At 66.3% G+C, this 26,581-nt stretch carries 26 protein-coding genes and 3 tRNA genes; 14 read left to right on the top strand and 15 right to left on the bottom strand.

Features of this window, described 5'->3' with window-relative positions:
* Positions 1 to 219 precede the first annotated feature (219 nt).
* Together BM115_RS07475 and BM115_RS07470 are read left to right on the top strand one after the other, a co-directional pair.
* Positions 220 to 501: a hypothetical protein gene (locus BM115_RS07475; RefSeq protein WP_092292251.1), complete on the top strand. Its 282-nt coding sequence runs from the start codon at positions 220 to 222 to the stop codon at positions 499 to 501.
* A 56-nt stretch (positions 502 to 557) separates the two neighbouring features.
* Positions 558 to 821, top strand: a complete 264-nt coding sequence (locus BM115_RS07470) for a hypothetical protein (protein ID WP_092292249.1) — start codon at positions 558 to 560, stop codon at positions 819 to 821.
* Positions 822 to 914: 93 nt separating this feature from the next.
* Here the strand turns inward: BM115_RS07470 and BM115_RS07465 are convergent.
* The 4 genes from BM115_RS07465 to BM115_RS07450 form a co-directional block, all read right to left on the bottom strand.
* Positions 915 to 990, bottom strand: a tRNA-Met gene (locus BM115_RS07465).
* 122 nt (positions 991 to 1,112) lie between these two features.
* A complete protein-coding gene (locus tag BM115_RS07460; RefSeq protein WP_092292247.1) occupies positions 1,113 to 1,352 on the bottom strand; it encodes a hypothetical protein in 240 nt (79 codons plus the stop codon).
* Between the two features lie 160 nt (positions 1,353 to 1,512).
* On the bottom strand, positions 1,513 to 1,791 hold the full coding sequence (locus BM115_RS07455) for a hypothetical protein (RefSeq protein ID WP_092292245.1): 279 nt from the start codon (positions 1,789 to 1,791) through the stop codon (positions 1,513 to 1,515).
* A gap of 139 nt (positions 1,792 to 1,930) precedes the next feature.
* Positions 1,931 to 2,007: transfer RNA gene (locus tag BM115_RS07450), tRNA-Arg, on the bottom strand.
* 125 nt (positions 2,008 to 2,132) lie between these two features.
* Between BM115_RS07450 and greB the strand changes: the two genes are divergently transcribed.
* Positions 2,133 to 2,702, top strand: a complete 570-nt coding sequence (gene greB, locus BM115_RS07445) for a transcription elongation factor GreB (protein WP_092292243.1) — start codon at positions 2,133 to 2,135, stop codon at positions 2,700 to 2,702.
* 3 nt (positions 2,703 to 2,705) lie between these two features.
* Here the strand turns inward: greB and BM115_RS07440 are convergent, their stop codons facing one another.
* From BM115_RS07440 to BM115_RS07425, 4 genes are all read right to left on the bottom strand, one after another.
* A complete protein-coding gene (locus BM115_RS07440; protein ID WP_092293273.1) occupies positions 2,706 to 5,123 on the bottom strand; it encodes a RelA/SpoT family protein in 2,418 nt (805 codons plus the stop codon).
* A 316-nt stretch (positions 5,124 to 5,439) separates the two neighbouring features.
* Positions 5,440 to 5,643 carry a DNA-directed RNA polymerase subunit omega gene (rpoZ, locus tag BM115_RS07435; RefSeq protein ID WP_006578656.1) on the bottom strand — a complete coding sequence of 68 codons (204 nt, stop codon included), beginning with the start codon at positions 5,641 to 5,643 and terminating at the stop codon, positions 5,440 to 5,442.
* A gap of 97 nt (positions 5,644 to 5,740) precedes the next feature.
* Entirely contained in the window at positions 5,741 to 6,415 is a 675-nt protein-coding gene (gmk, locus tag BM115_RS07430) for a guanylate kinase (RefSeq protein WP_092292241.1), read from the bottom strand.
* Positions 6,416 to 6,425: 10 nt separating this feature from the next.
* The gene (locus BM115_RS07425; RefSeq protein WP_092292239.1) at positions 6,426 to 7,361 is read right to left on the bottom strand and encodes a YicC/YloC family endoribonuclease; all 936 of its coding nucleotides are present in this window, start codon (positions 7,359 to 7,361) and stop codon (positions 6,426 to 6,428) included.
* Between the two features lie 247 nt (positions 7,362 to 7,608).
* On the opposite strand from BM115_RS07425, the gene BM115_RS07420 reads away from it, so the two are divergent.
* The 5 genes from BM115_RS07420 to hemW all read left to right on the top strand — a co-directional run bounded on the left by BM115_RS07420 (position 7,609) and on the right by hemW (position 12,346).
* The gene (locus BM115_RS07420; protein WP_092292237.1) at positions 7,609 to 8,655 is read left to right on the top strand and encodes a serine/threonine protein kinase; all 1,047 of its coding nucleotides are present in this window, start codon (positions 7,609 to 7,611) and stop codon (positions 8,653 to 8,655) included.
* 59 nt (positions 8,656 to 8,714) lie between these two features.
* Complete coding sequence (locus BM115_RS07415; protein ID WP_092292235.1) at positions 8,715 to 9,629, top strand: PP2C family protein-serine/threonine phosphatase; 915 nt, start codon at positions 8,715 to 8,717, stop codon at positions 9,627 to 9,629.
* Positions 9,630 to 9,714: 85 nt separating this feature from the next.
* Positions 9,715 to 10,431 carry a ribonuclease PH gene (gene rph / locus BM115_RS07410; RefSeq protein ID WP_092292233.1) on the top strand — a complete coding sequence of 239 codons (717 nt, stop codon included), beginning with the start codon at positions 9,715 to 9,717 and terminating at the stop codon, positions 10,429 to 10,431.
* 35 nt (positions 10,432 to 10,466) lie between these two features.
* Positions 10,467 to 11,081, top strand: a complete 615-nt coding sequence (rdgB, locus tag BM115_RS07405; RefSeq protein WP_092293271.1) for an RdgB/HAM1 family non-canonical purine NTP pyrophosphatase — start codon at positions 10,467 to 10,469, stop codon at positions 11,079 to 11,081.
* On the top strand, positions 11,078 to 12,346 hold the full coding sequence (hemW, locus tag BM115_RS07400; protein WP_092292231.1) for a radical SAM family heme chaperone HemW: 1,269 nt from the start codon (positions 11,078 to 11,080) through the stop codon (positions 12,344 to 12,346). Before rdgB ends, hemW begins: the two co-directional genes overlap by 4 nt.
* A gap of 76 nt (positions 12,347 to 12,422) precedes the next feature.
* Here hemW and BM115_RS07395 read toward each other — a convergent pair whose 3' ends face one another.
* Positions 12,423 to 12,935 (bottom strand): outer membrane lipoprotein, encoded by a 513-nt coding sequence (locus tag BM115_RS07395; RefSeq protein WP_092292229.1) that lies wholly within the window; start codon positions 12,933 to 12,935, stop codon positions 12,423 to 12,425.
* A 192-nt stretch (positions 12,936 to 13,127) separates the two neighbouring features.
* On the opposite strand from BM115_RS07395, the gene BM115_RS07390 reads away from it, so the two are divergent.
* Positions 13,128 to 13,217: transfer RNA gene (locus BM115_RS07390), tRNA-Ser, on the top strand.
* A gap of 82 nt (positions 13,218 to 13,299) precedes the next feature.
* Here the strand turns inward: BM115_RS07390 and BM115_RS07385 are convergent.
* Complete coding sequence (locus BM115_RS07385) at positions 13,300 to 14,298, bottom strand: Bug family tripartite tricarboxylate transporter substrate binding protein (RefSeq protein WP_092292227.1); 999 nt, start codon at positions 14,296 to 14,298, stop codon at positions 13,300 to 13,302.
* A gap of 58 nt (positions 14,299 to 14,356) precedes the next feature.
* Positions 14,357 to 15,709 carry a glucarate dehydratase gene (gene gudD, locus BM115_RS07380; RefSeq protein WP_092292225.1) on the bottom strand — a complete coding sequence of 451 codons (1,353 nt, stop codon included), beginning with the start codon at positions 15,707 to 15,709 and terminating at the stop codon, positions 14,357 to 14,359.
* Between the two features lie 219 nt (positions 15,710 to 15,928).
* Between gudD and BM115_RS07375 the strand changes: the two genes are divergently transcribed.
* Both BM115_RS07375 and BM115_RS07370 read left to right on the top strand, forming a co-directional pair.
* On the top strand, positions 15,929 to 16,687 hold the full coding sequence (locus tag BM115_RS07375; RefSeq protein ID WP_092292223.1) for a FadR/GntR family transcriptional regulator: 759 nt from the start codon (positions 15,929 to 15,931) through the stop codon (positions 16,685 to 16,687).
* 112 nt (positions 16,688 to 16,799) lie between these two features.
* A complete protein-coding gene (locus BM115_RS07370; protein WP_092292221.1) occupies positions 16,800 to 18,377 on the top strand; it encodes an aldehyde dehydrogenase (NADP(+)) in 1,578 nt (525 codons plus the stop codon).
* Positions 18,378 to 18,464: 87 nt separating this feature from the next.
* On the opposite strand, the gene BM115_RS07365 is transcribed toward BM115_RS07370, so the two are convergent.
* Genes BM115_RS07365 through BM115_RS07350 form a run of 4 tightly spaced genes read right to left on the bottom strand, consistent with a single transcriptional unit; the run spans position 18,465 to position 21,999 of the window.
* Complete coding sequence (locus BM115_RS07365; RefSeq protein WP_092292219.1) at positions 18,465 to 19,667, bottom strand: osmoprotectant ABC transporter ATP-binding protein OsmV; 1,203 nt, start codon at positions 19,665 to 19,667, stop codon at positions 18,465 to 18,467.
* Entirely contained in the window at positions 19,664 to 20,317 is a 654-nt protein-coding gene (locus BM115_RS07360) for an ABC transporter permease (protein WP_092292217.1), read from the bottom strand. Before BM115_RS07360 ends, BM115_RS07365 begins: the two co-directional genes overlap by 4 nt.
* Before the next feature lie 10 nt (positions 20,318 to 20,327).
* Positions 20,328 to 21,269, bottom strand: coding sequence for a glycine betaine ABC transporter substrate-binding protein (locus tag BM115_RS07355; protein ID WP_092292215.1), 942 nt, complete (start codon positions 21,267 to 21,269; stop codon positions 20,328 to 20,330).
* A 13-nt stretch (positions 21,270 to 21,282) separates the two neighbouring features.
* Positions 21,283 to 21,999, bottom strand: a complete 717-nt coding sequence (locus tag BM115_RS07350) for an ABC transporter permease (protein WP_092292213.1) — start codon at positions 21,997 to 21,999, stop codon at positions 21,283 to 21,285.
* A gap of 679 nt (positions 22,000 to 22,678) precedes the next feature.
* Between BM115_RS07350 and BM115_RS07345 the strand changes: the two genes are divergently transcribed.
* The 3 genes from BM115_RS07345 to BM115_RS07335 all read left to right on the top strand — a co-directional run bounded on the left by BM115_RS07345 (position 22,679) and on the right by BM115_RS07335 (position 26,581).
* Positions 22,679 to 23,584 (top strand): pirin family protein, encoded by a 906-nt coding sequence (locus tag BM115_RS07345; RefSeq protein ID WP_092292211.1) that lies wholly within the window; start codon positions 22,679 to 22,681, stop codon positions 23,582 to 23,584.
* Positions 23,585 to 23,925: 341 nt separating this feature from the next.
* Positions 23,926 to 25,494 carry an ABC transporter ATP-binding protein gene (locus BM115_RS07340; protein WP_092292209.1) on the top strand — a complete coding sequence of 523 codons (1,569 nt, stop codon included), beginning with the start codon at positions 23,926 to 23,928 and terminating at the stop codon, positions 25,492 to 25,494.
* Entirely contained in the window at positions 25,487 to 26,581 is a 1,095-nt protein-coding gene (locus BM115_RS07335; RefSeq protein WP_092292207.1) for an ABC transporter permease, read from the top strand. Before BM115_RS07340 ends, BM115_RS07335 begins: the two co-directional genes overlap by 8 nt.

Genomic DNA, 26,581 nt, shown 5'->3' with positions numbered 1-26,581 from the left:
CTTGGGCCGGGACAACGATTCAGGAAACAGCGATGTGCAGAGTATGTAACGAAGCTAAGACAAGCGTCGCCCAATGTCAATTTGGCAGCGCACGTCGCATGCATCACATTCGGCCGTGCCTTTGCGGAAAAATCAGACGCCTCCCTACAAAGGTGTCACAACTAAGCGTGTAAGCTTGGGTCTCATCTCGCAGCACTACAACAAGGAACCGTCGAGTCCATGACAAAGAATTTTCTTGCAGCCATGCGTCAGTACGTGTGGTTCAGGGGGGTGAAGCACCATGTGGTCCAGGGCGTGGAAGCCCTGGCCGATCTGCTCAAGTCCCCTTCCGTCGCCGCCCGTGCCGTGGCCGCGATCGTTTCCGAAACCGAACAAGGCGTGCAGGTGTGGGTCTCGTACTTCGGCAAGCCGATGGACCCGCATACGAACTACGTGCTCTGGCCCACGCGGGCGCTGAAGCCCGCCCGACGGCGCATCACGCCGCAACTGCCCCGGTCCTGATCCCGCCGGCCCTGCGTCTCACATCGCCTCTCTCAATCGTTCGACAAGGAGCAGCCATGCCCGAACCGCAACATGATGAAGCGCTGGTCAACAATTTTCTGGAGCGCGTGTCCGCGCTGTCGGTCAGCGCCTTCGATGGTGCTGACGTGACGCAGGAACTCACGCAACTGATGCGCGATGCATCGACCAAGCTGGGCGGCGGCGGCAATATCGCCGTGCTCAAGGGCCGCCTCACCGATCGTGCCGAGGCGGCGGAGCGCGAAGGCCAGCCGCAAGTGCGCGATACGTTCGCGAAGGCGGCGTCGCTGGTGCACGCGTAAGCGTCAGGCGTTGAAATTACGAACTTTGGAAAGTACTGCCAGGAACGCTCTGCCGTGATCGGCAGAGGTTTTTGAAGAGGGCTTCAGAGGTGTTGGTTGCGGGGGCAGGACTTGAACCTGCGACCTTCGGGTTATGAGCCCGACGAGCTGCCAACTGCTCCACCCCGCGTCCGAAGGAGATGGATTATGGGGGATCGTCCCGCATAAGGCAAACACTATTTCCACTTTCTGCACCGTGAAGAAGAACACGCCCGCGAAGGGCGTTTTCTTTTTGTGCATCACCGATGCGGATCATGCGATCCGCCGCACCGTGTGCGCGTCATCGAGATCATCGAGCGTCGAAGCGACGTAGCGGTTCACATGCTCGAGCGCCTCGAGCTTCGTATCGAAAGGATGGCTCGGAAAAGGATTGTGGCGAGCCATCAGGATTTCGCCGTCCACGCGCCGGATGATCTCGATCAGGATCCCCCACTTGCCCTTCGGCAAATGGATCACCTCGTAGACGATCTTGAATCCTTCATACTCGGACATGGTGGCTACCTCCGGTCTGCTGCAAGGCGCGAACATCGCGCTCCACATCCAGCCTAGGTGCCACCCCACCGATCAAAAATGATCAAGATCAAGTTCCGCCCCGACAGGCAGGTCACGCCGTGACATACGTCATTGCGCTACCCGCAAGGAACTTTGCTGTCTATCTGACCGGTCCTAAAAGTTTGTCGATGAGTGCATAGGCGGCACTGAAAGCCGCCACTTCGGCAGCGTGCCGCGTGGCAAATTCGTGGCCGCCGCTGGAGAGGATCTCCGTATCGCCGGTATCGGAGGGATCGACACCCTCCTGCGCGATGCGCACCTCGTAGCCGTACGTTTCCGTATCAGACACGCTGCCAGCCACGGCCTGCCGATGCGACGACAGCAGCACGTAGGCATCCATGCCCCGATAGCCCTCTACCCGCCATTCATCCTGGTTCATGCGCGTTCTCCGTGCGATCGACAAGGACCGATGCAGGTTTGAGCGGTATGCGGGCGGAGTGTTCCGGGAGGGAAGGGAAATGCGGGGAGGGAATGCAAAAAGGGCTTCCGTTTCCGGAAGCCCTTTTTGACTCGATAGGTGGTGCGGCTGGCAGGATTCGAACCCACGACCCCTTGGTTCGTAGCCAAGTACTCTATCCAACTGAGCTACAGCCGCACTCGAGAAATGAGATTATATAGAAGTTTTCAATTTTGTGAACCCCCTACGCCGCATTTTTTTCGCCCGGCGCGCTCCGGCCGCGCAACTTCCTATAATGACTACCCGAAGAAGTGATCCGGACCATGAACAAGGCTTTTGTCAAAGAGTCGTCGGACGATGATGACGACGACCTGCCCGAGGGCGCCACGCCGGTGCCTGCCGGCACCAAGAACTACATTACCGCCACGGGCTACAACCGCCTGCGCGACGAGCTGATGCACCTGATCGACGTGGACCGTCCCGAGGTGGTGCAGATCGTCTCCTGGGCCGCCTCCAACGGCGACCGCTCCGAGAACGGGGACTATCTCTATGGCAAGAAGCGGCTGCGCGAGATCGATCGCCGCATCCGCTTTCTCACGCGCCGGCTCGACAAGGCCGAAGTCGTCGACCCCTCGCTGCAGGGCGACAACGACCAGGTCTTCTTCGGCGCCACGGTCACCTATGCGAACCAGTCCGGCGACGAAACCACGATCACCATCGTCGGCATGGACGAGGTGGACCTCGACAACAACCATGTGAGCTGGATTTCGCCGATCGCCAAGGCACTGATCAAGGCGCGCGAGGGCGACACCGTGCCGCTGCGCACGCCGGCCGGGATGGAACAGATCGATATATTGGAAGTCCGTTACCCGGCGAAGGGCGCGGTGAACTAGGCGTCAGCCGTCGTTGCGGTCGCGGAAGATCCGGATCACGTCCGGGTTGCGCCGCAGCCCGCGCATCACGTTGGCCAGGTGCAGGCGGTTCTGGACCTGGATCACGAACTGCATGTACGTGGCTTCCTGGTGGCCGCCCTGCTGCTGCTCCATGGCCACGTGGGCCACGTTGGCGTCGGCGGCGGTCAGGTCCGCGGCCACGCGCGCCACGATGCCCTTCACGTTGCGCACCATGACCTTGATCGACACGTCGAAGGCGCGGGTCGTCTTCTTGGCCCACATGACCTCGATCCAGTGCTCCGGGTCCTTGCTGTGCAGCCGCTTGGCCACCTTGCAATCCTGCACGTGGATCTGCAACCCCTCGCCCTTGCCGAGATAGCCGACGATCGAATCGCCGGGAATCGGCCGGCAGCAGGCCGAGAAGATCATCGACATGCCTTCGTCGCCGGTAATCGGCACGGCCGGCGCTTCCTCGCCCGCGAAGGTCTGCACGGCAGCCAGCAGCGCGCTGTCGACGTCGCCGGACAGCTCCTGCAGCAGGATCTCCATGCGCCGCGCCACCACCGCCGGCACGCGGCGGCCGAGCGCCAGGTCGGCGAAGATGTCTTCCTTGTGCTTGTTGCCGGTCCACTGGATCATGCGATCCCAGACCGCCTGCGGCACCGCCTTGAGCTCGATGCCAAGCTGGCGCGCCGACTGCTCCAGCAGGCGTTCGCCCAGCTGGATGGCCTCGTCGAGCTTGGTCGTCTTCAGGTAATGTCGGATCGCCGCGCGCGCCTTGCCCGTGCGGACGAAGGCGAGCCACGCCGGATTTGGCTTCGAGTACGGCGCCGTGACCACCTCGACGATATCGCCGCTCTTCAGCTCGGTACGCAGCGGCAACAACTCGTTGTTGATCTTGACCGCCACGCACTGGTTGCCGAGGTCGCTGTGCACCGCGTAGGCGAAGTCCAGCGCGGTGGCGCCGCGTGGCAGCGCGCGGATATGGCCCTTCGGCGTGAACACGTAGACCGCGTCCGGGAACAGGTCGATCTTGACGTGCTCCAGGAACTCCTGCGAGTCGCCGGTCTGGCTCTGGATGTCCAGCAGTGACTGGAGCCACTGGTGCGCCTGCTGCTGGATATCGTTGGCGTGATCGGCCTGGTGCTTGTACATCCAGTGCGCAGCCACGCCGGCCTCGGCAATCTGGTGCATGCCGCGCGTGCGGATCTGGAACTCCACCGGCGTGCCGAACGGGCCCACCAGCGTCGTGTGGAGCGACTGGTAGCCGTTGATCTTCGGAATTGCGATGTAGTCCTTGAACTTGCCCGGCATCGGCTTGTACAAGCTGTGCAGCGCGCCCATCGCCATGTAGCAGTGCATCTGCGTTTCCACGACCACGCGGAAGCCGTAGACGTCCAGCACCTGCGAGAACGACAGCTGCTTGTCGTGCATCTTGCGATAGATGCTGTACAGCGTCTTTTCGCGCCCGGACAGCTCGGCCACGATGCCGGCGTCGGCCAGCGCGCGCTCGGCGGCTTCCAGGATGCGCTTGACCACCTCGCGCCGGTTGCCGCGCGCGGCCTTGACGGCCTTCTCGAGCGTAGCGTAGCGGAACGGCGAGCCCACCTTGAACGACAGTTCCTGGAGCTCGCGGTAAATCGTGTTGAGACCCAGCCGATGCGCGATCGGCGCGTAGATCTCCATGGTTTCGAGCGCGATCCGGCGCCGCTTCTCGGGCGGCACGAAATCGAGCGTCCGCATGTTGTGCGTGCGATCGGCCAGCTTGACCAGGATCACCCGCACATCGCGCGCCATCGCCAGCAGCATCTTGCGGAAGCTTTCCGCCTGCGCCTGCTCGCGGCTCTGGAATTCGAGCTTGTCCAACTTGGTCAGGCCATCCACCAGTTCCGCGACCTTGGGACCGAATTTCTCGGCCAGTTCGCTCTTGGTGATGCCCTGGTCCTCCATCACGTCATGGAGCAGCGCGGCCATGATCGACTGGACGTCCAGCTTCCAGTCCGCGCACAGTTCCGCCACCGCCACCGGGTGGGTGATGTACGGCTCGCCGCTCTGGCGGTACTGGCCCAGGTGGGCTTCGTCGGAAAACTGGAAGGCTTCGCGCACCAGCGCCTGATCGGCGGGCTTCAGGTAGGTGAGCGTCTCCATCAGCCGGGAGATGGAGATGACCTGCTGGCGCGGCGGGACGGCCGGCTGCGAGGTCGGACCGAAGAAGTGCCGGTATGACTGCGCCAGCACTGCGTCGATGAACAATTCGCCCGCCGGCGCGGCAGGCAGGGTGCCCTCGATGGGCTCGGCCACGAGGTCGTTGGCCAACCCAGCACGTGACTTGCCTTGCAGCGGCGGCACGACAGACCGTTCCCCGACGACGTTGTCGCCGAGCGGATCGGGCAGGTTCGGGGCGCCGGTTCGGGCGGTCATCGGCATCTGGCCAGACATGGTGCGCCTACCCCCGGGTGAACCCGGCGGCGCAGGCGGCAAGCCGACCGACACCGGCAGTGCGGAGGGCGTGGCAGGCAAAGGGGCGCCCGGGGCCACGCTGGCGGCGGCAACGGGGCCCGGTGCCGGCCGTTCGCCGTCCGTCCGTACGCCGGGCGGACCCGGCAGGACGATCGCGGGATGGATCGCGGACTTGGACGACGATGAAGACATGGGGGCGGCCCCTGGAATCCGGACGAATGCGCGGCTGAATCCGCACGTACGCGAGACAACGATGCACCACAGGCCGCCCTGGCAATCAGGTCGGTACCTTCTTCAGCATCTCGATGCCGACCTGACCGGACGCGATCTCGCGCAGCGCCACCACGGTGGGCTTGTCCTTGGCCTCAACCTTGGGCGTGTGGCCCTGCACCAGCTGGCGTGCCCGATACGTCGCGGCGAGCGCAAGCTCAAAGCGGTTCGGGATGTGTTTCAGACAATCTTCGACGGTAATACGCGCCATATTGAATCCACCTTGAGACAAAACCTGTTCGACAGGCCGTCATTTTACAGCACGCGGCCGAAAACGTTCCGGCCGACCCTTGGGCACCGACCTTCGGTCAGTGAATGCCCAGCTCGATGAACAGCTCGTTGTGACGTGCCTTCTGCGACGAAAAGCGCAGACGGGTGGCACGGACGACGTCTTTCAGCTGCGCCAGCGCGTCATCGAACACCTCGTTGATGATGACGTAATCCGATTCCGACGCATGCGACATTTCGCTGCCCGCGGCCAGCAGGCGGCGCACGATCACGTTCGGCTCGTCCTGGCCGCGTTTCTTGAGCCGCTCCTCGAGCGCGGTCAGCGACGGCGGCAGGATGAAGATCTCCACCGCGTTCGAGAACCGCTTGTGCACCTGCTGGGCGCCCTGCCAGTCGATTTCGAGCAGCACGTCGTTGCCCTGGGCCATCTGCTGCTCGATCCAGACCTGGGACGTGGCGTAGTAATTGCCATGCACCTCGGCCCATTCCAGGAATTCTCCCCGGTCGCGCGCGACGCGGAACTCGTCCACGGTCGTGAAATGGTACTCGCGGCCGTTTTGCTCGCCCGGGCGCGGCTTGCGCGTGGTGTGCGAGATCGACAGGCGGATGGCCGAATCCTGCGACAGCAGCTTGTTCACCAGCGTGGACTTGCCGGCCCCGGACGGGGCCACCACCATGAACAGGTTGCCGGGGTAGGCGGTGTCGATGGCGACGTGCGGCGCGGACTGGGACGCGGTGTGGGACGTTTCACTCATGGTTTAGGACTTATTCGAGATTCTGGATCTGTTCGCGCATCTGCTCGATCAGCAGCTTGAGCTCCATCGACGCATCGGCCAACTCCTTGGCGGCGGCCTTCGAGCCGAGCGTGTTCGCCTCGCGGTTCAGCTCCTGCATCATGAAGTCGAGCCGCTTGCCGACCTGCCCGCCCTTCTTCAGGATATGCCGCGTTTCGTTGAGGTGGGCCTGCAGGCGCGACAGTTCCTCGGCAATATCGATGCGGATGCCGTACACCGTGGCTTCCTGGCGAATGCGCTCGCCGATCTCGTCGCGGCTCATCGACGGCATGCCGGACGGCGCGGCCAGGTTGAACGCCTCCTGGAGGCGCTCGGTCAGCTTTTCCTGATGATGGGCGATCAGTTGGGGGATGGTCGGCGTCAGGCGCTCGACGATGGCCAGCATCGCGTCGATGCGCTCCATCAGCGTGGCCTTGAGGGCCTCGCCCTCGCGCCGGCGCGCTTCCAGCAACTGGTTCAACGCCTCACGGGCGGCACCCGTGACGGCCTCGCGCAGGGATTCCTGCGACAGTTCCGGCTCGACCAGCACGCCGGGCCAGCGCAGGATCTCGCCCATGCGCAGCGAACCGGCGCCGCTGAAGGTGGCGGCCACGGTGGACTCCAGCGCGCGGATCTGGTCCAGCAAACCCTGGTTCAGCGCCAGCGTGGCGCCGCCGGTATCGGTGCGCTGCAGGTTGATACGGCATTCCAGCTTGCCGCGCGACAGCTCGCCCATGAGCATCTCGCGCAGGGCGGGCTCGAACGCGCGACATTCCTCGGGGGCGCGGAACAACAGGTCGAGAAAACGCGAATTGACAGTCCGGAATTCCACCGAAACCGATGCGGTCCGGCCGCTGGGCTCGCCCTTGGCGTTTGTCAGCGGCGCCTGGCGCGTCGCCAGGCCATACCCTGTCATGCTGTGGATCATTGTCGGTTATCTCGCGTAAGAGTCGGAAAGGGTCGAAATACGGGTAAATCGGAGCGGTTATCGCGCCCGCCGGGGCGCGCAAAGCCAGCACCGGGGCGGGGGCGCCGGCAGCGCGCCGGCCGGGCAGAAAATCAACGAAAAATCCGGTTGGAAAACGCGGATTTTTGGCAACAGTCCCCGCTAATGTTTTCTTTACAAGTGATCGATTAGCCGGGAGAATCCGGGAGCAAATGAGGTCCCGAATCCTATGACAGAGTCCAAGGGCGCTAACCAACCCAAGAGTGCGCCGCTGCCCATCGGCACGCTGCTGGCCAACTACCGTATTGTAAAGAAGTTGGCCAGCGGGGGGTTCAGTTTCGTCTACCTCGCCACCGATGAAACCGGCGCCCCGGTGGCCATCAAGGAATACCTGCCGTCCTCGCTGGCCCGCCGCAACCCGGGCGAGCTGATTCCGGTCGTCCCGGAAGAGAACGCGGCCTCGTTTCGCCTGGGCCTGAAATATTTCTTCGAGGAAGGCCGCTCGCTGGCGCGCATTTCCCATCCGAGCGTGGTGCGCGTGGTGAATTTCTTCCGCGAGAACTCCACGGTCTACATGGTCATGAACTACGAGCTGGGCAAGACGCTGCAGGAGCATATCCTGCAGGCCCGGCAGCAGGGCAAGCCCAAGGTGCTGCGCGAGCGGTTCATCCGCAAGGTGTTCCACGACCTGATGAGCGGCCTGCGCGAAGTCCATATCCACAAGCTGCTGCACCTGGACATCAAGCCCGGCAATATCTACCTGCGCGAGGACGAATCGCCGATCCTGCTCGACTTCGGCGCCGCGCGGCAGATCCTGACCATGGAAGCCGCCCGCTTCCAGCCGATGTACACCCCCGGTTTCGCCGCACCCGAACTCTACGGCAAGCACAGCGACCTCGGCCCCTGGACCGACATCTACAGCCTGGGCGCCACGCTCTACGCCTGCATGGCCGGCATGCCGCCGCAGGAGGCCAACCAGCGCGAGAAGGAAGACCGCATGGGCGAGTCGATCTCCCGGCTGCGCGCCACCTATACCAACGGGCTGGTGGACCTCGTCGAATGGTGCCTCCGGCTCACGCCGTCCGAGCGCCCGCAAAGCGTGTTCCGCCTCCAGAAGGAGTTGCGCGACCAGAGCAACGCGCTGGGCGAGCAATCGGCCGCCGCGGCGGCAGCCAACCCTGCTGGGCCCGTTACCGAACGCATGAACGCGACGAGCCGCTTCATGACCTTGCTGCGCCGCCGCGACGACACCGCCACGACGCAGAGCGGCGATTAAATCACTACGCGTCGGCCCCGCGCACCCGCCGGGCTGACCCTGACCGAACTCACGACAACATGCGATTCTCCGTCTACCAGGAAAGCCGGAAAGGCGGCCGCCGTATCAACCAGGACCGCATGGGCTACTGCTTCACGCGCGATGCCCTGCTGATGGTGCTGGCCGACGGCCTGGGTGGCCATGCGCTGGGCGAAGTCGCCGCGCAGCAAGCCCTGCAGACGCTGGCGCGCCAGTTCCAGACCCAGGCCCGCCCGGCCATCCGCAATCCGGCGGACTTCCTCCAGGACACGGTCATGCTGGCGCACCGCGAGATCCATCGCTATGCCGAAGCCAACCGCCTGGCGGACGTGCCGCGTACCACCGTGGTCTGCTGCCTGATCCAGAACGGCCAGATCCACTGGGCCCACGCCGGGGACTCGCGCCTGTACCTGATCCGCAAGGGCACCCTGCTCACCCGCACCCGGGACCACTCGAAGATCGAAAACCTGCTCCAGCAGGAGCGCGTGCTGCCGATGGACGTCGCCAACCACCCCGAGCGCAACAAGCTCTACAACTGCCTCGGCTCGCCCAACCTGCCGCTGATCGACATCGGCGGCCCGGTGCGCCTGGAACCGGGCGACGTGGCGATGCTGTGCTCGGACGGCCTGTGGGGCGCGCTGGAGGAGAAGGTCATTGTCGACCGGGTGACCAGCCTGTCGGTGGTGCACGCCATCCCGGACATGATCGAACAGGCGCTTCAAAACGCCGGCGAAGGTGCCGACAACACCACAGCCATCGCCATGATGTGGGAAGCCGACGCCACCGTGCCGAACGACGACGCCGTGCTGACCGACACCCTGCCGCTGAACGCCTTCACCACGTCGATCCTGGAACGGACGGGCAACGAGAGCGACCTGCTGTCCGAGGAAGAGATCGAACGGTCGATTGCCGAGATCCGCGCCGCGATCGACAAGACCACCAATTTCATGCGCTGAGGTATCGCGCACGGGACTCCGGCGGACACGCATGGCCCGCCGGCGTTAGAATCGCGGTCTCACCCGATTCCAACGAAAGATCCCCATGCGACCCAGCGGACGCGCAGCCGATGCGCTGCGACCCATCACCCTGACCCGCCAATACACCCGCCACGCGGAAGGTGCCGTGCTGAGTGCCTTTGGCGATACCAAGGTGCTGTGCACGGCCAGCGTGCTGGCCAAGGTGCCGCCGCACAAGAAAGGCAGCGGCGAAGGCTGGGTCACGGCCGAGTACGGCATGCTGCCCCGCGCCACGCACACCCGCTCCGACCGCGAGGCCGCGCGCGGCAAGCAGACCGGCCGCACGCAGGAGATCCAGCGCCTGATCGGCCGCGCCATGCGCACGGTGTTCGACCTCGGCGCGCTGGGCGAGTACACCATCCATCTCGATTGCGACGTGCTCCAGGCCGACGGCGGCACCCGCACGGCCGCCATCACCGGCGCCTTCGTCGCCGCCCATGACGCCGTGAGCAAGATGCTGGCCGATGGCCTGATCGCAAAAAGTCCAATTCTTGACTTCGTGGCCGCGGTCTCCGTGGGCATGGTCGACGGCGTCCCCGTGCTCGACCTGGACTACGCCGAGGACAGCAGCTGTGACACCGACATGAACGTGGTCATGACCGGCAGCGGCGGCTTCGTCGAAGTACAGGGCACCGCCGAAGGCGTGCCGTTCAGCCGCGCCGACCTCGACGCCATGACGCGCCTGGCCGAAGCCGGCATTGCCGACCTCGTGCGCCACCAGAAGCTGGCGCTCGGCCTGTAAGCGACGAGAAACGTGCAAAGCAAAAGGGGATGACGATGCAACGCCTTGTGCTGGCCTCCAACAATCCCGGCAAGCTGAGCGAGTTCGGCGCGCTGCTGATGCCGCTTGGCATCGACGTGGTGCCGCAGGGCGACCTTGGCATTCCCGAAGCCGAGGAACCGCATCCGACCTTCGTCGAGAACGCGCTGGCCAAGGCGCGCCACGCCAGCCGCCTCGCCGGCATGCCGGCGCTGGCCGACGACTCGGGCATCTGCGTGGACGCGCTGGACGGCGCGCCGGGCGTGTACTCGGCCCGCTACGCGCAAAGCGTGGGCAAGCCGAAGTCCGACGCAGCCAACAACGCGCACCTGATCTCGCAGCTGGCCGGCAAGCTCAATCGCCACGCGCATTACTACTGCGTGCTGGTGCTGGTGCGCCATGCCGACGACCCGCGCCCGATCATCGCCGAAGGCACCTGGGCCGGCGAGGTGGTCGATGCCCCGCGCGGCGCCGGCGGTTTCGGCTATGACCCGCATTTCCTGCTCCCGCGCATCGGCAAGACGGCCGCCGAACTGAGCGCGGAAGAGAAAAACGCCATCAGCCATCGCGCGCTGGCGCTCCAGGGGCTGGTGGCCCGGCTCCAGGCGGCCAGCCTGAAGGTTCGCGCATGATTCCGATTCACCCCGTCAGCAGCGGCAAGCCGGCTGTCTCGGCTCCCGTCTCTCCCGCCGACAACCAGCAACTCTGGCTCAAGCCGGGCCAGATCGCCCTGCCCGGCTCCCCGCCGCTCTCGCTCTACGTCCACATCCCGTGGTGCGTGCGCAAGTGTCCGTATTGCGATTTCAACTCGCACGCGGCGCCGGGCACCGTCGGCGGACAAGACAGCCACGACATCCCCGAAGACGCCTACCTCGACGCCCTGCGCGCCGACCTGGAACAATCGCTGCCGCTGGTCTGGGGCCGCCCCGTGCATACGGTGTTCATCGGCGGGGGCACGCCGAGCCTGCTGTCCGCCGCCGGCATGGACCGGCTGCTGTCGGATATCCGCGCACTGCTGCCGCTCGATGCCGACGCCGAGATCACGATGGAAGCCAACCCCGGCACCTTCGAGGCCGAGCGGTTCGCGAGCTATCGCGCGAGCGGCATCAACCGGCTGTCGATCGGCATCCAGAGCTTCAGCGACCGGCATCTCCAGGCGCTGGGCCGCATCCACGGCGAGCGCGAGGCGCGCGCGGCCATCGACATCGCGCAGGCCAGCTTTGACAACGTGAACCTCGACCTGATGTACGCGCTGCCGGGCCAGACCGTGGAGGAATGCGTGCGCGACCTCGAAGCGGCGCTGGCCTATGGCACCACGCATCTGTCGATGTACCACCTGACGCTGGAGCCGAACACGCTGTTCGCCAAGTACCCGCCCGCACTGCCGGACGAGGACATCGCCTACGAGATGCAGGACATCATCGACGCCCGCACCGGCGAGGCCGGCTTCCGCCACTACGAGACCTCGGCCTACGGCAAGCCGCACCGGGAGGCGCGGCACAACCTCAATTACTGGCGTTTTGGCGATTACCTCGGCATCGGGGCGGGCGCGCACGGCAAACTGTCGTTCCCGCACCGGGTACTGCGCCAGATGCGGCACAAACACCCCGCCACCTACATGCGCGAGGCGATGGCCGGCAACGCCGTGCAGGAATCACGCGATGTGAGCGCCGACGAACTGCCGTTCGAGTTCATGCTCAACGCGCTGCGGCTGACCGACGGCGTGCCGGCATCGAGCTTTCACGACTACACCGGCCTGCCGCTGCACACCATCAGCAAGACGCTGGCCGAGGCCGAGAAGAAGGGCCTGCTGGAAGCCGACCTCGCCACGATCCGCCCGACCGAACTGGGCCGGCGCTTCCTGAACGACCTCCAGGAGATGTTCCTGAAGGACTGAGCCGGCGCCCTCCTGCCCCAATGAAAAAAGCCACGCATGTCGCGTGGCTTTTTTCGTAGAACTACGAAGTACGTACTCAGTACGGCGTGGCCATATCGTTGGCCACACGCGCCCGGTCGCCCACGCGCAGGTTGCCGATATTGCTCTGGGTCACGGTGGCCATCCGGCCATCGTCCAGCCGCACGTTCACGCGATACACGGTCTGCGTATTGCTGCCCGCCCGCTTCTCGATCTGGTTGCCGGCCACGGCGCCCGCCACGGCACCGCCGATGGTCGCCACGGTCTGGCCACGCCCGCCGCCGATCTGGTGACCGAGCAGGCCGCCCGCCGCGCCGCCGATCACGGTGCCGAGCAGGCCCGAGCTGCCTTGCGTGGAGTTGATCGGCTCGATCGACTCCACGCGGCCCGTGAACACCGAGCCCGCCGGAGCCTGGTAGGTGCTCTGGTTCGGGTCCTGATAGCCCGTGTTCGGCGGGGCGTTGTTGTAGTTGCCATAGCCGTTGTAGCCGGGCTGCGCGCACCCTGCCAGGGTGGCCGCACAGGCCAGCGCGCCAAGGGCCAGCCATGATTTGCTGCGATGTTGCTGCATGGATAAGTCCTCCTCTATCGCTTGTTTGACATGCCAACGCGCGGTGGGCAGGCGCCGCGCGTCCTGCCAATATGAGGCGAACCGGCTCACAAGGTTCCGCTGTGTCCGACAAACACCGACACCGCAGACAAGGCGATTGACGAGGGCATCACACTACGGGCCGCCGCCACCTTGTATAATGCGGCCCTCCAAGGAAGCGTGGCCGAGTGGTTTAAGGCAGCAGTCTTGAAAACTGCCGATGGGGTGACCCATCCGTGAGTTCGAATCTCACCGCTTCCGCCAGACAATAAAAAACCCCGCCATTCAGGCGGGGCGAAGGACTGCAGTGGAGCATTGACCCCCCACGGTGATTCGGTCCTGGCGCTTATTCCAGCGTGATCTTGCCCTGCTCGATCACGGTCTTCCAGCGCTTCAGTTCTTCGTTCTCGAACTGGACGAACTGCTCCGGCGTGTTGGCGACGATCTCGAAGCCCTGCTCGCCCAGCTTCTTCTGCATCCCCGGCTCCTTGAGCGCGCTGACCAGCGCGCCGTGCAGGCGCGACTTCACGTCGGCCGGCAGGCCCTTCGGGGCGGCCACGGCCTGCCACGAATAGACTTCCACATCCTTGACGCCGGCCTCGGCCATCGTCGGCACGTCCGGCAGCAGCGCCGAGCGCTTGTCCGACGTAATCGCCAGCGCGCGCAGCTTGCCCGTGCGGATGTGCTGGATGACCGCGTTGAGGTTCTGGAACGAGACATCGACCTGGCCCGCGAGCAGGTCCGAGATGGCCGGCGCACCGCCCTTGTACGGCACGTGCAGGCCATCGGTACCGCTTTTCTGCCAGAACAGCGCCGCGGTCAGGTGGTCAGACGACCCTGCGCCCGAGGTAGCGAAGCTCACCTTGCCCGGGTTCTTCTTCATATGCGCAACCAGCTCGGCCAGGTTCTTGGCCGGGAAGTTCGGGTTGGCCACCAGCACGTTCGGCGCACGCACGGCCACGGTCAGCAGGTCGAAGTCCTTGGCCGGGTCGTAGGCCAGGTTCTTCTGGAGGAACGGGTTGACCGCGTACACGCCGATCGAGGCCACCAGCAGGGTGTAGCCGTCGGCCGGGGCACGCTTGACGAAGGTCGCGCCGATCGCGCCCGTGGCGCCGGGGCGATTGTCGATCACGAACGGCTGGCCCAGCTTGTCGTTGAGCGGCTGCGCCAGCACGCGGGCGATGGTGTCTGACGACCCACCGGCCGGGAACGGCACCACCATCGTCACCGCCTTCTGCGGCCAGGCCGTGCCAGCCGCCACGGCCGCACTGCTGACCGTGGCGCCCACGGCCAGGGCGACGAATACACCGGCAATCCGGCGGAACAGCGTCTTCTGTTTCAGCATTGTCTTGTCTCCTGTCTTACTGTCTTATCTTTAATGCTTGAATCCGTGATCGGACGCGTTACCGGACCATGCACGGCGCCTTGTTGTTGAACTTCCACCCCGGGATCAGGAACTGCATGGCGATGGCGTCATCGCGCGCGCCCAGCCCCTTCTCCTGATAGAGACGGTTGGCGCGTGCCAGCGCGTCCATGTCGAGTTCCACACCCAGCCCCGGCGTCTTGGGCACCTGCACCAGGCCGCCCTCGATCTTCAGCGGGCTGCGCGTCAGGTGCTCGCCGTCCTGCCAGATCCAGTGCGTGTCGATGGCGGTCACGCGCCCCGGCGCGGCGGCGGCCACGTGGGTGAACATCGCCAGCGAAATATCGAAATGGTTGTTCGAGTGCGAACCCCAGGTCAGGCCCCACTCCGCGCACATCTGCGCCACGCGCACCGAACCCTGCATGGTCCAGAAGTGCGGGTCGGCCAGCGGAATGTCCACCGAGTGCAGGCGCACCGCGTGGCCCATCTGGCGCCAGTCCGTGGCAATCATGTTGGTGGCGGTCGGCAGGCCGGTGGCGGTGCGGAACTCGGCCATGATCTCGCGGCCCGAATAGCCGTCTTCAGCGCCGCAAGGGTCTTCGGCGTAGGCCAGGATGCCGTGCTTGTCGCGGCACAGGCGGATCGCGTCGGCCAGCAGCCAGCCGCCGTTCGGGTCCAGCGTCACGCGCGCCTTGGGGAAGCGCTCGTGCAGCGCGATGATGGCTTCCATCTCCTCGTCGCCGCTCAGCACGCCGCCCTTGAGCTTGAAGTCGTTGAAGCCGTAGCGCTCGTACGCGGCCTCGGCCAGACGGACGACGCCCTTGGCGTCCATCGCCACTTCATTGCGCACGCGGAACCATTCGTTGTCGCCATCGGGCTCGGTGCGGTAGTCGAGCGTGGTCTTCTGGCGGTCGCCCACATAGAAGAGGTAGCCGAGCATCTCCACGGCGTCGCGTTGCTGGCCCTCGCCGAGCAGCGCGGCCACGGGCACCTGCAGGTGCTTGCCGAGCAGGTCGAGCATCGCCGCCTCGATCGCCGTGACGGCGTGGATGGTGATGCGCAGGTCGAAGGTCTGCAGGCCACGGCCGCCGGCGTCGCGGTTGGCGAACGTCGCACGCACCTTGTTCAGCACGGCCTGGTACTGGCCGATCGGCTGCCCAACCACCAGCGGACGCGCATCCTCCAGCGTCTGGCGAATGCCCTCCCCGCCCGGCACCTCGCCCACGCCGGTATTGCCGGCGCTGTCCTTGAGGATCACGATATTGCGGGTGAAGTACGGGCCGTGCGCGCCGGACAGGTTCATCAGCATGCTGTCGTGGCCCGCCACGGGGACGACAGTCAACTCGGTGACGACGGGCGTGACGCCGCCGGCGGCATGTTGGGATGCGGTCATGTGGATCTGTCTCCGAAAACGCGTTTCAGGGTGATGCCGGGTTCGCGCTCCACATCGAGACTGCGCCCTGCTTGTGATGTTTGGCCGCCATACGCAACAGATCGATGCCGATTATGGCAAGGGGTCTCGCAAACCTGTGCGTTATCTGTCATCGTATGACTTACGACGCAGTATAATGAGCGCATCTTGCGACGGTCAATACCTCAGTTTCCCCTACCCATGTCCAATGTCCCGATAACTTCGCCCGCTCCCCTGCGCCGCCGCGGCCGCACGCTTGCCGAGGAAGTAGTGGGTAACCTGACCGAGAGCATCCAGCAGGGCCAGATCAAGCCCGGCGACAAGCTGCCAACGGAATCCGAGATCATGGCCACGCTCGGCGTGAGCCGCACAGTGGTGCGCGAGGCACTTTCGCGCCTGCAAGCCAGCGGCCTGGTCGAGACCCGCCATGGCATCGGCACCTTCGTGCTGGCCCGCCCGGTGGAGACCCATTCGCCGTTCCGCATCGACCCCTCGGCCATGGTCACGGCCATGGACGTGCTGGCGATGCTGGAATTCCGCGTCAGCCTGGAAGCCGAGGCCGCGAGCCTGGCCGCCACGCGGCGCAGCGACGAGCAGCTCACGGCCATCCGCCGCGCGCTCGACGACATGAAACGCAAGGCTTCCGAAGGCAGCGACGCCGTGGGCTCGGATTTCGAGTTCCACCTGTCCATCGCGCGCGCCACCGGCAACCGCTATTTCACGGACATCATGGGCCACCTCGGCACGATGGTGATTCCGCGCAGCCGCCTGCAGGTCAGCACGCCCGAGCGCGAGCAGTACCTGGAGCGCGTCAACTTCGAGCACGAAAGCATCTACGATGCGATCGAGCGCCGCGACCCCGAGGCCGCCAAGGCCGCCATGCGCATGCACCTGACCAACAGCCGCGAGCGCCTGCGCAAGGCTTCCGCCCTGGCGGGCTCCTCCGCTCCTTCCGCCTGACGCCATGCGCGCGGCCCCTTCGGTAATTGGGGGCGGCGCGGTTGCGGGCGACTTTCCGATGTCATATGATGTCTTATGACATGTTTCTGATACGACGCAGGATCGATACACCATGACTCTTACCGGCGAGATGCTGATCGGCGCGAATGCCGTACGCGGCACCGAAGACACTTTCCAGGCCATCAACCCGGCCACGGGCGAGACCCTGGCCCCGACGTTCCACGGTGGCAATGCCGCCGATGTGGACCGCGCCTGCCAACTGGCCGAGGCGGCTTTCGACACGTATCGTGCGACCACGCCCGAGCAGCGCGCGCGCTTCCTCGAATCGATCGCCGAAGGCATCGAGGCACTGGGCGATGAACTGGTCCAGCGCGCGCACGCCGAGACGGCGCTGCCGATCGCCCGCCTGCAGGGCGAGCGCGGCCGTACCGCCGGCCAGCTGCGCCTGTTCGCACGTGTGGTGCGCGACGGCCGCTGGCAAGACGCCACGCTCGACAGCGCCCTGCCCGAGCGCACCCCGCCGCGCCCCGACCTGCGCATGCAGAACATCCCCGTCGGTCCGGTGGCCGTGTTTGGCGCCAGCAACTTCCCGCTCGCGTTCTCGGTGGCCGGTGGCGATACCGCTTCCGCGCTGGCCGCAGGCTGCCCGGTGGTCGTCAAGGCCCACCCGGCGCACCCGGGCACCTCGGAACTGGTCGGACGTGTGATTCAAAAGGCAGTTGCCGATAACGGCCTGCCGGAAGGCGTGTTCTCGCTCGTGATGGGCGCCGGCATCGCCATCGGTACCGCGCTGGTCGCCCATCCGGTGATCCAGGCCGTGGGCTTCACCGGCTCGCGCACGGGCGGTATGGCGCTGGTCAAGGTCGCCAACGAGCGTCCGCAGCCGATTCCGGTCTACGCCGAGATGAGCAGCATCAACCCGGTCTACCTGCTGCCCGAGGCACTGGCCGCGCGCGGCGAAGCCATCGCACGTGACCTGGTGGATTCGCTGGTGATGGGCGTAGGCCAGTTCTGCACGAATCCCGGCCTGCTGCTGGCCATCGAAGGCCCGGCGCTGGACGCCTTCCGCGCCGCCGCCGTGGCAGCGGTGTCGGCCAAGGCCGCCGGCACGATGCTGACGCCGGGCATCCATCAGGCGTTCGAGCGTGGCGTGGCCCAACTGTCCGCCGTGGAAGGCCTGACCCGCCCGGGTTGCGGCCTGGCAGGCACGGGTCCGAACCAGGCCCGTCCGGCGTTCTTCGAGACCTCCGCCGAACGCTTTATCGCCGATCACCGCATGCATGCCGAAGTGTTCGGCCCGTCGACGGTGCTCGTCACCTGCCGCGACGTGGACACGCTGCTGGCCGTCACCCGCATCCTGGAAGGCCAGCTGACGGCCACGGTGCAGGCCGATGCCGGCGATAAGGCCGTGGCCGCGCGCCTGCTGCCGGCGCTGGAACGCAAGGTGGGCCGCGTGCTGTTCAACGGCTACCCGACCGGCGTGGAAGTGTCGTTCGCGATGGTGCACGGCGGCCCGTTCCCGGCCACGTCGGACACCCGCACGACCTCGGTGGGCGCTTCGGCGATCGACCGCTTCCTGCGTCCGGTGTGCTACCAGAACGTGCCGGCCGCCCTGCTGCCGGCCGCCGTGCAGGATGGCAACCCGCTGAACCTGTGGCGTCTGAAGGACGGCGAACTCGGCCGCGCCTGAGCCGCGTCGTTGTTCTGATGGACGAAAAAACGGCCGCGCAAGCGGCCGTTTTTCATGGCGGAGGGCGCTCCAGCCGCGATCATGCGATCAGGCGGCTACCCGCATCGGCGCCGAACTCGGCGTGGTGACGGGCGACGACACCGGCGGCGGAATCACCGGCGCATTGCCGCGCGAGCGCCCCGAGCTCAGGTAGTCGGCAATCGACTCCTGCGTGACTTCGCCCAGGTAGACACCATCGCCGTCCACCACGGGCAGCCAGCTCGTGTTGTGCTGGTACATGCGCGACAGCACGATGCGCAGGTGCTCGTCGAACGCGGCGCTGACCGCGAACGGGCGCAGCACATCGGCGCAGCTACCGCCCTTGGCCAGGGCGTTGCGCACGTCGCGGCGCGTGACGTAGCCCAGCGCGCGCTGCGCCTCATCGATCACAGGCAGGTGGCGCACGTCGGCTTCGTCCATCACGCCGAACGCTTCGGCCAGCGACATGTCCGGACGGCAGCTCGGCGGCATCGTCGCCGCATCGCCCGCGCGCACCAGCAGCAGGCGCTTGAGCGTGTTGTCATGGCCGACGAAGGCCTGCACGAAGTCGTCCGCCGGATGGGCCAGCAGCGCGTCCGGATGGTCGAACTGCACCAGTTGCCCGCGCCGGAACACGGCCACCTTGTCGCCCAGCTTGATCGCCTCGTCGATGTCGTGCGACACCATGATCACGGTCTTGCCGAGCTGCCGCTGCATCTGGAAGAACTCGTTCTGGATGCTCTCCCGGTTGATCGGGTCCACCGCGCCGAACGGCTCGTCCATCAGCAGCACGGGAGCGTCCGCCGCCAGCGCGCGGATCACGCCGATGCGCTGCTGCTGGCCGCCCGACAGCTCGCGCGGGTAGCGCCCCAGCATCTTGTCCGGGTCGAGCTGCACCATCGACATCAGCTCCCGGGCGCGCTCGCGGCAGCGGCGCTTGTCCCAGCCGAGCAGGCGCGGCACGACCATGATGTTTTCCTCGATCGTCATGTTCGGGAACAGGCCGATCTGCTGGATCACATAGCCGATCTTGCGGCGCAGCGCCACGCCGTCGATACCGGCGGTGTCCTCGCCCTCGATGCGGACCGTGCCCGAGGTGGGCTCGATCAGCCGGTTGATCATCTTGAGCGTGGTGGTCTTGCCGCAGCCCGAGGGGCCCAGGAAGACGCAGATCTCGCCCTTGGGTACCGTCATCGAGACGGCGTCCACGGCGCGCACTTCCGTGCCGTCCTTCTGGTGGAAAGACTTGGTGAGTTGGTCGAGTTCGATCATGGTTGGCGGATTCCTTTCGGCGTCAGCGCGCGCTGCAGGGCTTGCAGGCCGGCGTCCGCCACAATGGCGAGCACGCTGACGAGGACCGCGCCCACGGCCAGCTTGCTCATGTTGCTCTGGCTGATCGCTTGCAGGATCAGCACCCCAAGGCCACCGGCGCCAATGATGGCGGCAATGGTGGCCACGCCGATGTTCATCACCACGGCCGTGCGCACGCCGCCCAGGATCACCGGCACGGCCAGCGGCAGGTCCACCAGCCGCAGGCGCTGCCAGGTGGTCATGCCGATGCCACGGCCGGCCTCCTGGATGCCGGGATCGACATTGGCCAGCGCCGTGTAGGTGTTACGCATGATCGGCAACAGCGAGTACAGGAACACGGCGGTCACGGCCGGCACGTAGCCGAGCGCGTGGCCGAAGCGCGCGAAGATCGGGATCATCAACCCGAACAGCGCGATGGACGGCAGCGTCAGCACCACCGTGGCCAGCGCCAGCAGCGGCGTGGCCAGGAAGCGGTGACGCGTGATCAGGATGCCGAGCGGCACGCCGATCAGGATGGCCAGCCCCACGGCGGAGCCCACCAGCGCCAGATGCTCGCCGGTCAGCCGCAGCAGCGTCGGCCAGCTATGCGCGAGATAAGTCAGCAAATCCATGGGCGGCTCCTCAAATCAGTCCGTGGCTGCGCAGGAAGTCTCCTGCCACCTTGTCCACCGGCTGCTGGCCGATATCGACCTGATAGTTCATGTCGGTCATCGCCGCGTTGTCCAGCTGGGCGGACAGCGCGTTGAGCAGGCCGGCCAGTTCCGGCCGCTTGTCGAGCACGGCCTTGCGCACCACTGGCACGGCGTTATACGGCGGGAAGAAGTGCAGGTCGTCTTCCAGCAGCACGAGGTCGAAGCCCTTCACACGGCCATCGGTGGTGTAGACCAGGCCCAGATCGACCTGATTGTTCTTGAGCGCGGTGTAGACCAGGCCGGGATCGAGCTGGATCACGTCCTTGCGGCCCAGCGGCAGCTGGTAGGCGGCCTTGAGCGGCTCCAGGCCGTCCGGGCGCGCGGCGAACTCCATGTCCACGGCGAACGGGCGGGCCTTGTCATCGGCGGCCTTCTCGCGCAGCTTGGCGGCGTAGGCGGACAGCGTGGTCAGGCCCGGCTCGGCGCGCTCCTTCGGCATGGCCAGCGCGTAGGTGTTGTTGACCTTGGAGGCGTCCAGCCAGATCAGACCCTTGGCGGCGTCCAGCTGCTTCACGCGTGCGTAGCTCTGCTCGGCGTCCAGCTTTTCCTCGACCTTGTTGAAGACGATCAGCGCGGTGCCGGTGTAGTCCCACACCACGTCCAGCTGGCCGGACTCCATGGCCTGGCGCATCAGCGTGCTGCCCAGGCCCGAGGTGACTTCCGTGTTGATGCCCTTGGCGCGCAGGTACTGCGTGGTCATCGACGACAGGATCAGCTGCTCGGTGAAGTTCTTGCCGCCCACCCGCACAGGCTCGCCGGCCGGCTGTTGCGCGCGGGCGGGCGCGGTGCCCAGCAGCACGGCGGCAGCCGCCACGCCCACCACGGCGAACAGCCAGAACAGCCGGCGCTCCCAGTTTCGTTGCATTCCCATGTAATTCGACTCCTCAGTACGCCAGCCCGCGGCGGCGCAGATAGATATGGCCGGCCGTGGCGAACAGCGCGTCCAGCAGCAGCGCGAGCAGCGCGGTGGCCGCGGCGCCCAGCAGCAGCAGCGGCTGGTTGTTCAGGTAGATGCCCGGGAAGATCAGCTCGCCAAGGCTGTTGGCGCCAATCAGGAACGAGAGCGGCACGGTGCCCACGTTGATCACCAGGCTGATGCGCACCCCGGCCAGGATCACGGGCAGCGCGTTGGGCAGTTCCACGCGCACCAGGCGCTGGCACGGCGTCATGCCAATGCCGCGCGCGGCCTCGCGCAGCGCCGGCGAGACGTTGCGCAGCCCTTCGTACGTATTCCGCACGATGGGCAGCAGCGACGCCAGCCACAGCGCCAGCACCGCCGGGCGCTCGCCAATGCCGAGCACCGCCAGCGCAAGCGCCAGCACGGCCAGCGACGGCACGGTATTGCCGATATTGAAGATCTGCATCAGGCGGTCCGCCCAGCGGCGCATGCAGGGCCGGCTCAGCGCGATGCCCGCCGGCACGCCGGTGACGAGTGCCATCGCCATCGAGATCGCGACCAGACGCAGGTGGTCGCCTACGTCGTAGAACAGACGCTCGTGATACTGATGGATCACATCCACACCAATCCACGCGACCAGACCGGCCAGCGCGGCGGCAATGACACCGCTCCAGGCCAATGCCCGGATGGTTTGCTTCGACATATTCCCCCTTTCCAACGCCGGGGGCGGCACCATGAGCATCAGGCGCCACTTCCCGGAAGCGGAAAACAAAAGGGCCGGCGGTAGTTCGGATGGGTGCCCGCCGGGGCCCGGTTCAGATTGCCTTGCCGCCATGACTGGCACGATTGCCAGCGGACGGACTTGTGGCTGCCACGCGAGGGGCGGGACAGCCTTGTGAAGGGGATTCGCGCGGTACAGCGGTGGGTGCGAATCGCCCGGTAGCGGCGCAATCGGATCAGTTCGATCCGGCTTGGCCAGTGGCGGCGACTGGTGTCGTTGTGGAAACGCGCTTCGGTGGGCGCCGCCGGTCAATCGGCCGTTGCTGGACAAGGGATCGCGGGGATTCCGGCACAAACCGGACCACAGCAATTTCCAGCAACGGATGACAAAGAGAGCGCTATTCTACACAACTTCTGTCAATCTGTCATCTTCGCGTTTTCCGAGATGGTTTCAGGTGCCTTCTTCGGCCATCTGGCGGCGATCTTTCGGCTTCTAAAACGCCGGCCAGTCCGTTGCAGCCATGCACTGACTGGGCGCTCATTTGCAACACGATTGGAACAATCTGTTGCCCGCCCGCCGTCTACCGCTTTGCCACCAAACCCCTACATTTACGGGTATGCAGAGACGGCCGAGGGCCGTCCGCCACAGGAGAAACCACAACATGGAAACCCGCACTCTCGCCACCGTTCCGGCCACCGCCCAGGAGACCGTTGAGCGCTCGCGCACCGTCGATCGCGTGGTGCGCGGCATTGCCACGTCCGATGGCGCCGGGGTGAAGCTCACCCGCGTGCTGACGCAGAACCTGCAACGCCGGCTGGACCCGTTCCTGATGCTCGACGCCTTCGGCACCGACAACAAGGACGACTACATCGGCGGCTTCCCCGATCACCCGCACCGGGGCTTCGAGACCATCACCTACATGCTGGCTGGCCGCATGCGTCACCGCGACAGCGCCGGCAATGAAGGGCTGCTCGAAGGCGGCGGCGCGCAGTGGATGGTGGCTGGCTCCGGCGTAGTGCACTCGGAACTGCCCGAGCAGGAAGACGGCCGCATGGAAGGCTTCCAGCTCTGGCTGAACCTGCCCGCCGCGGACAAGATGACCACGCCGTGGTACCGCGACATGCCGGCGGCGTCGATCCCGACTGTGGCGCTGCGTTCCGGCGGCACCGTACGCGTGCTGGCCGGCGCCTCCCACGGCGTGGCCGGGGCCATGACGCGTCCGGTCACCGCGCCGATCTACCTCGACGTGAACCTGCCTGCCGGGCAGACCTTCACGCAGGCAGTGCCGGCCGGCCATAACGCCTTTGTCTATGTGCATCAGGGCGAAGTGCGGATCGGCGATGCCGTGGTGGAAGCGCAGCGCATGGGCGTGCTCGACAACGCCGGCGGGGCCGATGGCGTGGTCGTGACCGCCACGCAGGATGCCCAGTTCCTGGTGATTGCCGGCCAGCCCCTGAACGAGCCGATCGCGCAGTACGGCCCGTTCGTGATGAACACGCAGGAACAGATCTACCAGACGCTGGCCGACTTCCGCGAAGGCCGTTTTGGCGTGGCAGCCAATGCCTGACCGGCGCTAATTTGCGCTAGCCGGCGCTAACCTCCTCCCCTGCCCCGGCCATGCGCCGGGGCCCTTGCTGACCGCCGCCCTGTCCTCGTGACAGCGCGGCGGTTTTTTCTTGCCCGCGTGCTCGGCACGCGACTTGCAACCTGCCTGTAACCGTTGTGGGGCATGGCCTGCGGCCGGAAACGGGCCGCCGAACCCCCGCGCACTTATATAATCCACAGCAAATTCCGGGCATCACGACACCATGATGATGACAACCTGCCGCGCGGCGATGCTGCGCCACGCACAGCCGCTGTCACGTGCCTGATCTCAACGTTGCTGCCACAACAATCCGAGCCGCCTCAGTGACATTACAACTTCCCCCCAGGCTGGCGCTTGCCCACATCACCAAGCGCTATCCCGGCGTGACCGCCAATGACGACGTGAGCCTCTCCGTCGCCCCCGGCGAGATCCACGCTGTTCTTGGCGAGAACGGCGCCGGCAAATCCACCCTCATGAAGATCATCTTCGGCGCGGTCCGTCCGGACGCCGGCGAGGTGCACTTCAACGGGGCGCCGGTCGCCATCGCCAGCCCGCACGATGCCCGCAACCTGGGCATCGCCATGGTCTTCCAGCATTTCTCGCTGTTCGACACGCTGACCGTGACCGAGAACATCGCGCTCGGCCTGCCGCCGAAGGAAGTCGGCGGGATGAAGCAACTGGCCGAACGCATCCGCGACACGGCGGCGCGCTACGGCCTGCCGCTGGAACCGAACCGCCACGTGCACACGCTGTCCGTGGGCGAGCGCCAGCGCGTGGAGATCGTCCGCGCGCTGCTGGCCCGGCCGCAACTGCTGATCCTGGACGAGCCCACCTCGGTGCTGACCCCGCAGGCTGTGGAGACGCTGTTCGTCACGCTGCGCCAGCTGGCCGAGGAAGGCACCAGCATCCTCTATATCAGTCACAAGCTCGACGAGATCCGCGCGCTGTGCCATCACGCCACCGTGATGCGGATGGGCCGGGTGACGGGCGTCTGCGACCCGCGCGCGGAAAGCGCGGCGTCGCTGTCGCGGCTGATGATCGGCGGCGAGCCGCCGCGCGAGGCCCGCGTGACCACCGAGCGCGGGCCGGTGCGGCTGGCCGTGCGCGACCTCTCGGTGCCGCGCGCCCACGCCTTCGCCACTGAATTGCAACAGATTGCGCTCGATGTGCATGCCGGCGAGATCGTCGGCATCGCCGGGGTGTCCGGCAACGGCCAGCAGGAACTGCTGGCGGCGCTCTCCGGCGAGGACCCGCGTGGCGCGGCGGGCAGCGTGCAGATCGACCAGCAACCGGTGGGCCGGCTCGACGCCGCCGCGCGCCGCCGCGTAGGGCTCGCCTTCGTGCCCGAGGAACGGCTAGGCCGGGGCGCGGTGCCGGGCATGAGCCTGTCGGCCAATACCCTGCTGTCGCACCAGACGCCGCCCTATGTGCGCGGCGGCATGGTGTCGCCGAAGGCGGCCGAGGGGCTGGCGGCCGGCATCATCAGCCGCTTCCGCGTCAAAGCCAGCGGGCCGGCGGCGCTGGCGCGCAGCCTGTCGGGCGGCAATCTCCAGAAATTCATCGTCGGACGCGAGATCGAAAGTGGTCCGAAAGTGCTGATCGTGGCGCAACCGACCTGGGGCGTGGACGTGGGCGCCGCCGCACAGATCCACAACGAAATCCTCGCGCTCAAGGCCACCGGCTGCGCCGTGCTGGTGGTGTCCGAGGAACTCGACGAGCTGTTCGGCCTGTGCGACCGGCTCCATGTGATGGCCAAGGGCCACCTGTCGCCGTCGATTCCCGTGGAATCGGCCACGCGCGAGCAGGTCGGCCTGTGGATGAGCGGCTTATGGGAGGGCGGGCCGGCCAGCGAACGGCCGCACGCCACCACGGAGGGGGCTAGCCATGGCTGATCTCCGCTCCCCGCTGACGCTGGCGCCGCGCGGCGCCCCGTCGCGCCCGATGGCCTACGCCTCGCCGCTATTCGCGCTGGTGCTGACGCTGCTGTTCGGCGCGCTGCTGTTCCTGGTGCTCGGCAAGGACCCCGTGGCTGCGCTCAAGGTGTTTTTGGTCGATCCGCTGAAAGACAAGCGCGCGATTGGCGAAGTGCTGCTCAAGACCGTACCGCTGGTGCTCTGCGCGCTGGGGCTGTCGGTCTGCTACCGGGCCAATGTCTGGAATATCGGCGCGGACGGGCAGCTGATCCTCGGCGGCATCTTCGCCGGGGCCGCCGTGCTCTATTTCGACACGCCGGGCCACACCATCTCCGGGCCGGCGGTGCTGGTCATTGCCGGGCTGGCCGGCATCGTCGGCGGCATGGCCTGGGCGGCCATCACCGCGCTGCTCAAGGACCGCTTCAACGCCAACGAGATCCTGGTCTCGCTGATGCTGACCTACATCGCCCAGCAGTTGCTGCTGTGGGTCGTCAACGGACCGCTGAAGGACCCGGCGGGGATGAACTTCCCGCAGTCGAAAGTGTTTTCGTCCGAGTTCCTGCTGCCGAACCTGCTGTCCGGCTCGCGGCTGCACGTAGGCTTCCTGGTCATGCTGGTGCTGGTGGCCGCGATGACGGTGTTCGTCTTCCGCAGCTTTGCCGGCTTCCGGCTCCAGGTGGGCGGCACCGCCCCGCTGGCGGCGCGCTACGCGGGGTTCTCGTCGCGCAAGGCGCTGTGGAGCGCGCTGATGATCTCGGGCGGCACCGCCGGGCTGGCAGGCGCGTTCGAGGTGACGGGGCCGATCGGCCAGCTGCTGCCGTCGATCTCGCCCGGCTACGGCTTCACGGCCATCATCGTCGCCTTTGTGGGGCGGCTGCATCCGGTGGGCGCCGTGTTCGGCGGCATCGTCATGTCGCTCTTCTATATAGGCGGCGAGATGGCGCAGTCGCGGCTGGGGCTGCCCTCGGCCATCGGCTGGGTGTTCCAGGGCATGCTGCTGTTCTTCCTGCTGGCGTGCGACACGCTGATCGACAACCGGCTGCGCTGGCGCGCCCGGGCCGCCTGA

It is taken from the genome of Cupriavidus sp. OV096, from assembly GCF_900115455.1.
Taxonomy (GTDB): Bacteria; Pseudomonadota; Gammaproteobacteria; order Burkholderiales; family Burkholderiaceae; genus Cupriavidus.
The sequence above is the reverse complement of the archived record's forward strand: the minus strand, read 5'-3'. Positions and strand labels throughout refer to the sequence as shown.

Excerpts from the sequence above, each read along its gene's own strand:
- BM115_RS07475 (WP_092292251.1), top strand. The coding sequence starts at position 220 with ATGACAAAGAATTTTCTTGCAGCCATGCGTCAGTACGTGTGGTTCAGG.
- BM115_RS07470 (WP_092292249.1), top strand. The coding sequence starts at position 558 with ATGCCCGAACCGCAACATGATGAAGCGCTGGTCAACAATTTTCTGGAG.
- BM115_RS07460 (WP_092292247.1), bottom strand. The coding sequence starts at position 1,352 with ATGTCCGAGTATGAAGGATTCAAGATCGTCTACGAGGTGATCCATTTG.
- BM115_RS07455 (WP_092292245.1), bottom strand. The coding sequence starts at position 1,791 with ATGAACCAGGATGAATGGCGGGTAGAGGGCTATCGGGGCATGGATGCC.
- greB (WP_092292243.1), top strand. The coding sequence starts at position 2,133 with ATGAACAAGGCTTTTGTCAAAGAGTCGTCGGACGATGATGACGACGAC.
- BM115_RS07440 (WP_092293273.1), bottom strand. The coding sequence starts at position 5,123 with ATGACCGCCCGAACCGGCGCCCCGAACCTGCCCGATCCGCTCGGCGAC.
- rpoZ (WP_006578656.1), bottom strand. The coding sequence starts at position 5,643 with ATGGCGCGTATTACCGTCGAAGATTGTCTGAAACACATCCCGAACCGC.
- gmk (WP_092292241.1), bottom strand. The coding sequence starts at position 6,415 with ATGAGTGAAACGTCCCACACCGCGTCCCAGTCCGCGCCGCACGTCGCC.
- BM115_RS07425 (WP_092292239.1), bottom strand. The coding sequence starts at position 7,361 with ATGATCCACAGCATGACAGGGTATGGCCTGGCGACGCGCCAGGCGCCG.
- BM115_RS07420 (WP_092292237.1), top strand. The coding sequence starts at position 7,609 with ATGACAGAGTCCAAGGGCGCTAACCAACCCAAGAGTGCGCCGCTGCCC.
- BM115_RS07415 (WP_092292235.1), top strand. The coding sequence starts at position 8,715 with ATGCGATTCTCCGTCTACCAGGAAAGCCGGAAAGGCGGCCGCCGTATC.
- rph (WP_092292233.1), top strand. The coding sequence starts at position 9,715 with ATGCGACCCAGCGGACGCGCAGCCGATGCGCTGCGACCCATCACCCTG.
- rdgB (WP_092293271.1), top strand. The coding sequence starts at position 10,467 with ATGCAACGCCTTGTGCTGGCCTCCAACAATCCCGGCAAGCTGAGCGAG.
- hemW (WP_092292231.1), top strand. The coding sequence starts at position 11,078 with ATGATTCCGATTCACCCCGTCAGCAGCGGCAAGCCGGCTGTCTCGGCT.
- BM115_RS07395 (WP_092292229.1), bottom strand. The coding sequence starts at position 12,935 with ATGCAGCAACATCGCAGCAAATCATGGCTGGCCCTTGGCGCGCTGGCC.
- BM115_RS07385 (WP_092292227.1), bottom strand. The coding sequence starts at position 14,298 with ATGCTGAAACAGAAGACGCTGTTCCGCCGGATTGCCGGTGTATTCGTC.
- gudD (WP_092292225.1), bottom strand. The coding sequence starts at position 15,709 with ATGACCGCATCCCAACATGCCGCCGGCGGCGTCACGCCCGTCGTCACC.
- BM115_RS07375 (WP_092292223.1), top strand. The coding sequence starts at position 15,929 with ATGTCCAATGTCCCGATAACTTCGCCCGCTCCCCTGCGCCGCCGCGGC.
- BM115_RS07370 (WP_092292221.1), top strand. The coding sequence starts at position 16,800 with ATGACTCTTACCGGCGAGATGCTGATCGGCGCGAATGCCGTACGCGGC.
- BM115_RS07365 (WP_092292219.1), bottom strand. The coding sequence starts at position 19,667 with ATGATCGAACTCGACCAACTCACCAAGTCTTTCCACCAGAAGGACGGC.
- BM115_RS07360 (WP_092292217.1), bottom strand. The coding sequence starts at position 20,317 with ATGGATTTGCTGACTTATCTCGCGCATAGCTGGCCGACGCTGCTGCGG.
- BM115_RS07355 (WP_092292215.1), bottom strand. The coding sequence starts at position 21,269 with ATGGGAATGCAACGAAACTGGGAGCGCCGGCTGTTCTGGCTGTTCGCC.
- BM115_RS07350 (WP_092292213.1), bottom strand. The coding sequence starts at position 21,999 with ATGTCGAAGCAAACCATCCGGGCATTGGCCTGGAGCGGTGTCATTGCC.
- BM115_RS07345 (WP_092292211.1), top strand. The coding sequence starts at position 22,679 with ATGGAAACCCGCACTCTCGCCACCGTTCCGGCCACCGCCCAGGAGACC.
- BM115_RS07335 (WP_092292207.1), top strand. The coding sequence starts at position 25,487 with ATGGCTGATCTCCGCTCCCCGCTGACGCTGGCGCCGCGCGGCGCCCCG.